The sequence below is a fragment of the Chroococcidiopsis cubana SAG 39.79 genome (genome assembly GCF_003991895.1).
Classification (GTDB): Bacteria; Cyanobacteriota; Cyanobacteriia; order Cyanobacteriales; family Chroococcidiopsidaceae; genus Chroococcidiopsis; species Chroococcidiopsis thermalis.
Genome location: NZ_RSCK01000084.1, coordinates 19,408 through 27,590, shown reverse-complemented (window position 1 = coordinate 27,590; position 8,183 = coordinate 19,408). Strand labels below are relative to the sequence as shown.

Below are 8,183 nucleotides of genomic sequence, written 5' to 3'. Positions count from 1 at the left end.
CCATGTCTAAACAGCCTTCCAGCTCACGTCAGCACTACAAATTAGACTCTTATAGGGGGATTACGGCAAGCTCATTTCAATCCATGTCCTCAATGTGTATTGTCTGCCCACACTCAAGATAATGTCTCCTGGTAGGTTGGTCATGATAAACCAACTGTCTGCCTTGTCTGGGTTGTCGGTGCTACCCTTGGTGATTTGGTAGTAGCGCACAGCACGGCGCAAGACATGCGATGATTTCACGAATGTAGCGGCGTGACTGGGGACGAGAGGCTAACGGTTGGTCATAGGCGTGCAGCGCGGTTGTAGCGTATCTGTTGTCCTTTGGGCTTCCATTCTCCATGATTTGAGCGAATTGCCACAATGTATGGCAGCTGGAACTGATGCAAGATGCCCGTGACATCTCCACTCTCTCCATACAAACTGTCGGCTAGTACTCGTTCAATCACAAAACCAAGGGCAAGAAGCTCCCGAATGATCTCCACTGCTAATTGCGGTTTACTCTTGTAAACATCTCCTACCTTTAAGCGGGATTTCGGTTTGTAGATCTTGAACATTAATGGATAAGTAATGCCATCCACTACTCCATAGACATTGACAGAAACTATGCCATTGGCAGTTTGTCCCAAGTTGCCAATGTACTGCTTCGCCGCATAATCTGTAGCCCTACCTTTTTTGACATCTCCAGTTTCATCAATACACAAGGTCATCGGTCGAACACCAATCACCTGTCGAATCATGTGCAAGCGAGTTGCTCTGACTTGTTGCACATCCCAAACCGCATCTCGTAGAAAGTGATGTAAGCTCTGTCCATCTTTGAGTCCCACAATTTTGGCAATTTCGGGTAACGTTTTGCGTGGCAATGGACTCAAGATCCCGACGTGCAGCCACTCTTGTTGCACTCGTACAGTCGGATGTCACCAAAGATAGCTCGATATCGTTGACAGTATTCATCAACAAAGCCAACGGTCGCTACAGGATTGCGTCGCTCAATCATGGGGTCAGCTAAAATCACAGCTTCTCCTAGCTTAATTTATTCTCAGCAAAGTAACAAAAGAGGGGTAATAGCGGTTTTCAATTGCATCGAACACAGGCTGCTCGGTTGAGTCAGGTTTATTAACTGACGATTAATACACTCATATGAAAACCGCTATCAAGCATTGTTTGTACCACTGTTGACTCACTGTTAGTTTTAGTCTCAAATTGCTCAGTAGCCAGCACTATCCCTTGTTGGCTGCTGTAAAATGAGACCAAAGAAACAAAGTTTTGGTATGCTGTTTGTCGCCCAGTGACAGTACCTTTAGGCGGTTTCCAAAAAATAAGTTACCGGTTAAGCTGGTCGGATGAGGATGTCCCATTTGGGTAACAGTGGATTTCGTTCTAATCTTCTCTCAACTGCACGCATAGCTTTTTTAGTTAGGGAAATGCCTTTTTCATAAGTCTTGAGGTTCAGTTTCACGACAGGCTGCATAGCTTTCCATGTCATACTCCGCGCCCACAGAAGCATGGTAAGAGCATCCGTCAGCTTAGCCCCATTCCAATGCTGCTCTAGAATGCCCCAGCAGCGCTCAATGGGATTATACTTGCTGTGATACGGCGGATAGTAGAGCAGGTGAATCGGCTTGCCAATGTGGTCAGTAAACTCTACCATTCGCTCTTTGAAACTGAGTACGAACCCCACTAGTTTCAGAACCATTATCGACTTTGATCTGGATGCGTCCAGTTGCCTGTTGCTGGTCAACTGACAAGTCGTTCCACCATTCCTGTAGAGTATCAACAATAAAGTCACTGGTTTTAGCGGAACTACCAAAGACCAGGTACAACTGCCCGCTATCCTCATCGACAATCCCGAGCGTGAATATACTTTTCATCAGCCTCAAAATCACGCTCGCTGGCTCGGTTGTCTCCTCGAGTTTGACCAAAGCGAGAGAAATCACCAATGTTGACTGTGGCTTTGCAATCGATGCAAAGAGCGTTTGATACTGTTGTCTGCTTGGCGGTCGTTGGCTTGGATGTGATCGAAGATGGCGTTTGTTTGGGGAATTTTTTTTGAGGCTTGGCTTTGACTGAATGGCACTAAGATAAGCCCAAGAACTTGATGTGCAAAGGTTTTACAGTTTTCCTGCTTGAGACAGACAAAACAGCGCCATCGCAATTGGGTCAGCGGTCGGATTTCCGACCTTTGCTGCTCTAAGCTATCCTGTTGCCCCAACTCTTACCCGATAAGGTTTTCACCTTAACTTAGTGCCATTCGGCTTTGACTACTGGTTTCAAACGGTAGCCCATCCGATTCAAGATCAGCGCCATTGTGCTAGGAGCAGGCACTTGTTCGTCAGGATACCCCTGAGAAGCGCAGTTGCTTAATTGCTTCTGCGGCTGTTAAACGAGTGTAAGCGATCGTTGTCAGAAAACTGGGATCTTGCTGTGCATGAGCTTCGGCAATTGCTCGTAATCTGGCTGCCGCCTCTGGATAACGCTCTTCCCAACTCTTGTTTCCCCCAAAGGCTGCTTGACCTCCGATACAAGTTATCCCCGTCCGCTTTTCTGCCAGCCCCAACTGGACGTTGTTTCTCCCCCAGCCGAAGATTGTTTCTGCTAATCGCGCACTACCTCCACAGTATTTCAGGCACATCTGGGCTTGAAAACTTCGTCGGGAAGCTCCGAGCAGCTTGGAGGCTGCTAGCTGCAAATCTTCAATTTGGGATTGATCGAGCTGATGCTCATGCACAGAAACCCCCAATGCCTTGCTCCTTGATTCTCTACTGCATAGGAGCATCTTAGCTCAACTGGTAATCTATTTGATGGAAACCGCCTTAGGTAGCATTTTCATTTGATAGGTCTTGTTGACAATACCTGACCTATCTTTTTTTACCCTAAAACGGTCACACTCCTCTACTGACTTGGCTTCAGCCGCTTTGTCACCCCGTCAGATTTATTAGTTTGACCAGGCTTTTCTCCTTTTTCTACTTTAATCTACTCAATCGAAATTTGCTATGAGAAATAACTCCTTAATTGCTTTGTTAGTTGTTCTGGTACAGCTGCAGTTTGCCATTTCTTCACTACTATTCCTTCTACTACACTTACTACTGAATAGGTGCGCTTATGTACGTCAATACCAATGAAAACATCCTTTCCTGTATATGAAGGTTTCTTTGACGAGCTATTCATAGCAATCTTCTTCTTAGACTACTACTTGAATTTTCTTGAATTCTGGTGAAGGATTCTACTGGTGCTGATAACTCATCATAGAGACAACACAACCATTTTTTTTCACCATTTACTCCTGTTTTTGCCACACAATTGTCTTGTTAGTTTTCAATAATTCTTACAATCAAGTGCGAAATTTCTCTGCCTACGCCCGATACATGTATGGAAGGATGAACAGTTGAGCTGCAAAGTAACTTCAGTTCGCCAACCTTAAATAGAAAGACTGATAGACTTGATGCCGATTGTCTAACATCAACAAACAAGGAATTAAGTATGAAACGCACAATGACTGCAATTTTTATTGGTACGATGCTAAGTTTTATTAGTTTTATCTTACCTGCAACAGCGACAGCAACTTCAAAAGAAGCAAAGTCTATGCCAAACTTACTTCCCGAACACTTAACCGGCGATATGAAACGAGAGGCAATCTCCTTTATCAAGCAACTTCGTTCCGATCGGCTATTAAGAGACGCACACCCTGTACGTATAGCTAAATGTTTGACTAGGAGGGCACATAGAGGTAGATTTACTTGCTTGTAGAGTGGGATTTCCCCAACGAACGCCTTGTTGCACGCACACCCATGCCTTGCATCCGCACATTCAAGGCAAATGAGAAGGTGCTTACAGCTTACTTTTCACGTTAACTCTCAAACAGTAGATGCGAAGAGGCTTCTAGACTAAATGCATCATTTTTGATAAGGAGGTTCGGCACAGGAAAATTCCCCCGCCGTCACTCCGCCTGAATGTAAGTTTCGTCTTGCCGCCACGAATCTGCGATCGCATTCGGTGAGGATGGAGTCGCTACTTAGGTTGATGCCAGGGAAATTGACTGCTCTTATCCATATTTTCCTGGCGACAGAACCAGAACTTTTTAGGAGGACAGTATGTTTTTTTCAAATGAACAAATTATTGATGGACTGACACTTGCTCTCACAACAGTAGCTTGGGCTGCTGGCTCGATTATTTTAGTAGAGCTAGTAAGAGATGCGTACCATATGCTATCACATCAACTCAAATGGCTCTACCAGCAACATCACATCTGGCATCACAAAGCCTTTCATTCAGACCTTTCAATCGTGAGTGAAGACCTTTACCGTCGGTCGCACTGGCATCACGATGTCCCAGAATCAATTCTCATGTTCGTAGCCTCCTGTCTCTTCCTTGGAGTAGCATATGCAAGCTTTCCTAGTTGGGCTACCCTAATCGGCACGTTTGCCGGAGGAATTTACTATACAACTTGCAGTGTAGTCAGGGCGGTAGCTGGAGGCATGGGTTGGAAGTGGGCAAACAAAGCAGACCCAAACCACGAACCAGGGCAATTTCTTGAGCCTCCCACTCAATGGATAGTAAACAAGTCCTACCATTGGCGGCATCATTTTGAGAATCCTCAAGCATATTTCTCTGGTGTTTATACTTTCGTCGATAAGCTGTTAGGAACAGCAGTTTCCCTTCAAGGAAAAACGGTTGCTGTCACAGGCGCTTCGGGAGCATTGGGGCAGGCACTGCTAAAGCACTTGATTGAAGCAGGTGCTCGGGTAATAGCGTTAACTTCATCTCAAACAGAGCCAATCACTCTTGAAGTCGCAGGCAAGCTTTTAGCGCTAGAAACTATTTCCTGGCAGATAGGGCGCGAACAGGATTTATCTGAGGTGCTGGAGCGAGCAGATATACTTGTGCTGAATCATGGTGTAAACGTACACAAACAGAGAACACAGCAGGCTGCGATCGAATCTTTTGAGGTGAATACCTGGTCTTCTTACCGCCTGCTGGAACTGTTTCTATCAACCGTTCGCACTAGTGAAGAAATTGCCAAAAAAGAAGCTTGGGTTGTCACATCTGAAGCAGAAGTTGCTCCTGCACAAAGTCCTCTATACGAGTTGAGCAAACGCTCTCTAGGCGACCTGGTTACTCTGCGGCGGCTAGACGCACCTTGCACCATTCGCAAAATTCTGCTTGGTGGTTTCCGTAGCAAAATGTCACCCACAGCGACCTTGTCTGCTGATTGGGTAGCTAAACAGACCATCAGTGCAGTCAAGCGCGATATCCGCAATGTGATCGTCTCATACCGCTTTTGGATTTACATCGTGCATCCGGTGCGTGAGTTTCTCGTGTCCAGTTATTTCAGAACTCATAGCTGTAGAGATGCAGAAATCACAACAACAGTAGAAAATAACACCTGTTCAGAGAGAAGCTTAATAGTGTCGTCACTTGAACAAGGATAGGAAAGCTTATTTTATGTTTAATAGAATTCTTGCAAATTAACTCTAGCTCACATTGAGAACATCTGTTGCCTTTATTTCAAGAATTGGCTTTAGTTTTCAAAAATTCCCAACCCTGGTGCGAAATTTATCCCAATTAGCCCGACATCTGTATTGAGGCGTACCAACAAAGAAGATAAGAAATGGTTATTACTATTCCTAGAGGATTAACTCGTCAGCTTCCTAGAGGATTAACTCGTCAGCCGCGGCAGAAGTCAGTGCTAAGAACCGCTCGATTTGCGATCGCAGCTATGTTCTTCATTAATGGTGCCGTATCTGGTAACTGGGTGGCACGCATTCCAGCAATTCAACAGAAACTTGCATTGAGTAATAGCGATTTCGCAGCCGCGCTACTAGGTATGCCGATCGGTATGTTGTTGGTTACGCCCATAGCAGGGTGGTTGATAGCTCGCGTGGGCAGTCGTCCAATCATCAAAATAGCGACGCTGGTCTACTGCTTAGTGCTGTTCTTAGTGGCATTAGCTCCTCAGCAATCTTCACTGGCGATCGCTTTAGTGCTATTCGGCGCTATCAATGGAATTGCGTGCTTGGCTATGAACGCTCAAGGGCTTGCGATTCAGCAGCGCTACAATAGACCGCTGATGGCTTCATTTCACGGTATGGCTAGTGTTGGTAACCTAGTGGGTGCAGCCGTAGGCGGTGTAGCCGCCTCTCTAGGGGTGGCTCCCGTTCCACACTTGCTCGGTGCCGCACTCCTGCTGGGAATAGTTGCAATTTTAAAATCGCGTCGGCTGTTGCCATCGGTTGTTGTCAGCATTAGTCAGGCACCAGTGTTTGCTTTTCCGCAACGCTCGCTCGTTGGTCTAGGAATAGTAGCATTTTGCGGTTTGTTGGCAGAGGGAGCGATGGCTAATTGGAGTGCCAACTATCTCCTGCACGTACTTGATACTGGACCTGGACTGGCAGCACAAGGATATGCAGCGTTCTCGTTGGCTATGGCTTGCGGTCGCTTCACGGGAGACCGGAGTACTCAATATTTTGGTCCAGTTAGGATGGTTTGCTTTGGTGGCACTTTAGCAGCGATCGGGCTGATGTTATCTTTGGTAGTTTCCCAGCCAATCGTAGCAATTTTCGGCTTTGCCTGCTGCGGTATCGGCTTGTCTTCCATCGCTCCGCTCGTGTTTAGTGCAGCTGAACGCACTCCTGGGATAGCCCCTGGCATGGGTCTAGCAGCGGTGGCAACCATTGGCTACTTTGGAGCGTGCAGTTCATCTCTGCTTGGGTTCGCTACTGACTGGCTCACCCTTCGTGGGGCTTTGGGCCTAGTCGTCGTCAGTAGCGCAACAATTGCCGTGCTGGCTCCAACTGTCAAGTTTTGTAGCAAAATTGAAGGAGATGGTGTCAATTTTCATCCGAAAATCGGTTCAACAAATCTGGAAACAATACGCTAGGATCTGGATAATCTGAAATTTTTGTTGGACATTTCATCATACAACCCTGCACGCACTGTGCTGTTTAAATTCTTCAGGGGTTTCCATGTGCCTTAGACTACCCAACCGAATTTGAGTTATGGCAATTATTAACAATAAACGAGTTTATAGAATCCTTACCGTCTTTGCAATAGCCACTGTATTTGGTGGAGTGGCTCTTACGGTCTATACTCAGCAAAATCGGATTTGGGCTGGATATTTCTTTAATGAGGGAGTAATTGAGGATATACAAGGACGGGGCAAAGAAGCAATAGAGAATTATGACCAAGCCATTAAGCTGAATCCCAACTTTGCGAGAGCTTACTACAAGCGAGGACTGACTAACGTTAAACAAGGACGAGTTAACGTTGATCGAGAACAATATAACAAAGCGCTTGATGATTACCAACGAGCACAGAGACTAGATGTTAGATATACTAACTCCGCTGAGTTTTACAATGGATTAGGTGTAGTTTACTTGAACCTAGAAGAATTTCAAAAAGCTATCTCTAATTTCAAAAATGCAATCAAGATTAATCCGAAGGATGATGATTTTTATCATAACCTAGGATTTGCCTATTTCCGCACTAATGACTACGGAAACGCTATAAAGTATGGTAAAAAAGCTTTACAGCTTGATCCTAATAATGCTCTTTACTACAAAAATCTAGGAGATGCCTACCTAGCTCAAAAAAATTATAGGGAAGCGATCGATAATTACATACAGGCAATTAAGATTGATCCGAAGAATGCCTCTTCTTACTTTGCTCGGGGAAAGGCACTCAGTAATCTGAGAGACTACAAAGCAGCGATCGCAGATTATACTCAGGGATTGCCTAAACAAATTGTCTCTGGCATTGGTGTGGAGGTCGATACACAAACTAAAGTACTTAAAGTTGTCAAACTTATTGAATACTCTCCAGCCTGGACGCAGGGAGTAAAAGCAGGCGATAAAATTTTGTTAATTGATGGTAAAAATACAACCAACATGAGTTTAACGGAGGCAACTGATCTGATTCGCGGCGAGGCGGGTACTAAAGTTACCCTGCGCATTGCTCGCCAAGGTAGAAGTGATTTCGACATAACACTGACTCGAGTACAGATTATCGCTCCCGCACTTGCTGAGGTTTACTATGACCGCGGTGATGCCAGATCCAAACTTGGAGATAAGCAAGGGGCGATTGAGGATGTAAAAATAGCTCAAAGACTTTTTTCGGAGAAAGGAAATGTAGTTGGTGACAAAAGAGCGCAGGAACTGCTCAAAAAGCTTCAGCAGTAGCCACACTTGAAG

The 8,183-nt window shown here is 45.4% G+C and carries 6 protein-coding genes and 2 pseudogenes; 4 read left to right on the top strand and 4 right to left on the bottom strand.

Annotated elements, in window-relative coordinates; genetic code table 11:
• Positions 1–75: 75 nt before the first annotated feature.
• The 4 genes and pseudogenes from DSM107010_RS29530 to DSM107010_RS29515 all read right to left on the bottom strand — a co-directional run.
• A pseudogene (locus tag DSM107010_RS29530) lies at positions 76–991 on the bottom strand (IS701 family transposase); the annotation flags it as partial.
• Between the two features lie 336 nt (positions 992–1,327).
• Positions 1,328–1,648, bottom strand: coding sequence for an ISAzo13-like element transposase-related protein (locus DSM107010_RS42505; RefSeq protein ID WP_158631895.1), 321 nt, complete (start codon positions 1,646–1,648; stop codon positions 1,328–1,330).
• Positions 1,632–1,868: an ISAzo13-like element transposase-related protein gene (locus DSM107010_RS42500; RefSeq protein ID WP_181246580.1), complete on the bottom strand. Its 237-nt coding sequence runs from the start codon at positions 1,866–1,868 to the stop codon at positions 1,632–1,634. The genes DSM107010_RS42505 and DSM107010_RS42500 overlap by 17 nt, the downstream gene beginning before the upstream one ends.
• Before the next feature lie 370 nt (positions 1,869–2,238).
• Positions 2,239–2,773: pseudogene (locus DSM107010_RS29515) on the bottom strand (ISAzo13-like element transposase-related protein).
• 704 nt (positions 2,774–3,477) lie between these two features.
• Between DSM107010_RS29515 and DSM107010_RS29510 the strand changes: the two are divergent.
• The 4 genes from DSM107010_RS29510 to DSM107010_RS29495 all read left to right on the top strand — a co-directional run bounded on the left by DSM107010_RS29510 (position 3,478) and on the right by DSM107010_RS29495 (position 8,171).
• Positions 3,478–3,744 carry a hypothetical protein gene (locus tag DSM107010_RS29510; protein ID WP_127024591.1) on the top strand — a complete coding sequence of 89 codons (267 nt, stop codon included), beginning with the start codon at positions 3,478–3,480 and terminating at the stop codon, positions 3,742–3,744.
• A gap of 344 nt (positions 3,745–4,088) precedes the next feature.
• A complete protein-coding gene (locus DSM107010_RS29505) occupies positions 4,089–5,426 on the top strand; it encodes a bifunctional sterol desaturase/short chain dehydrogenase (RefSeq protein ID WP_106167638.1) in 1,338 nt (445 codons plus the stop codon).
• A 179-nt stretch (positions 5,427–5,605) separates the two neighbouring features.
• Positions 5,606–6,874 carry an MFS transporter gene (locus DSM107010_RS29500; RefSeq protein ID WP_106167637.1) on the top strand — a complete coding sequence of 423 codons (1,269 nt, stop codon included), beginning with the start codon at positions 5,606–5,608 and terminating at the stop codon, positions 6,872–6,874.
• A 118-nt stretch (positions 6,875–6,992) separates the two neighbouring features.
• Positions 6,993–8,171, top strand: coding sequence for a tetratricopeptide repeat protein (locus DSM107010_RS29495; protein WP_106167636.1), 1,179 nt, complete (start codon positions 6,993–6,995; stop codon positions 8,169–8,171).
• Positions 8,172–8,183: the final 12 nt, after the last annotated feature.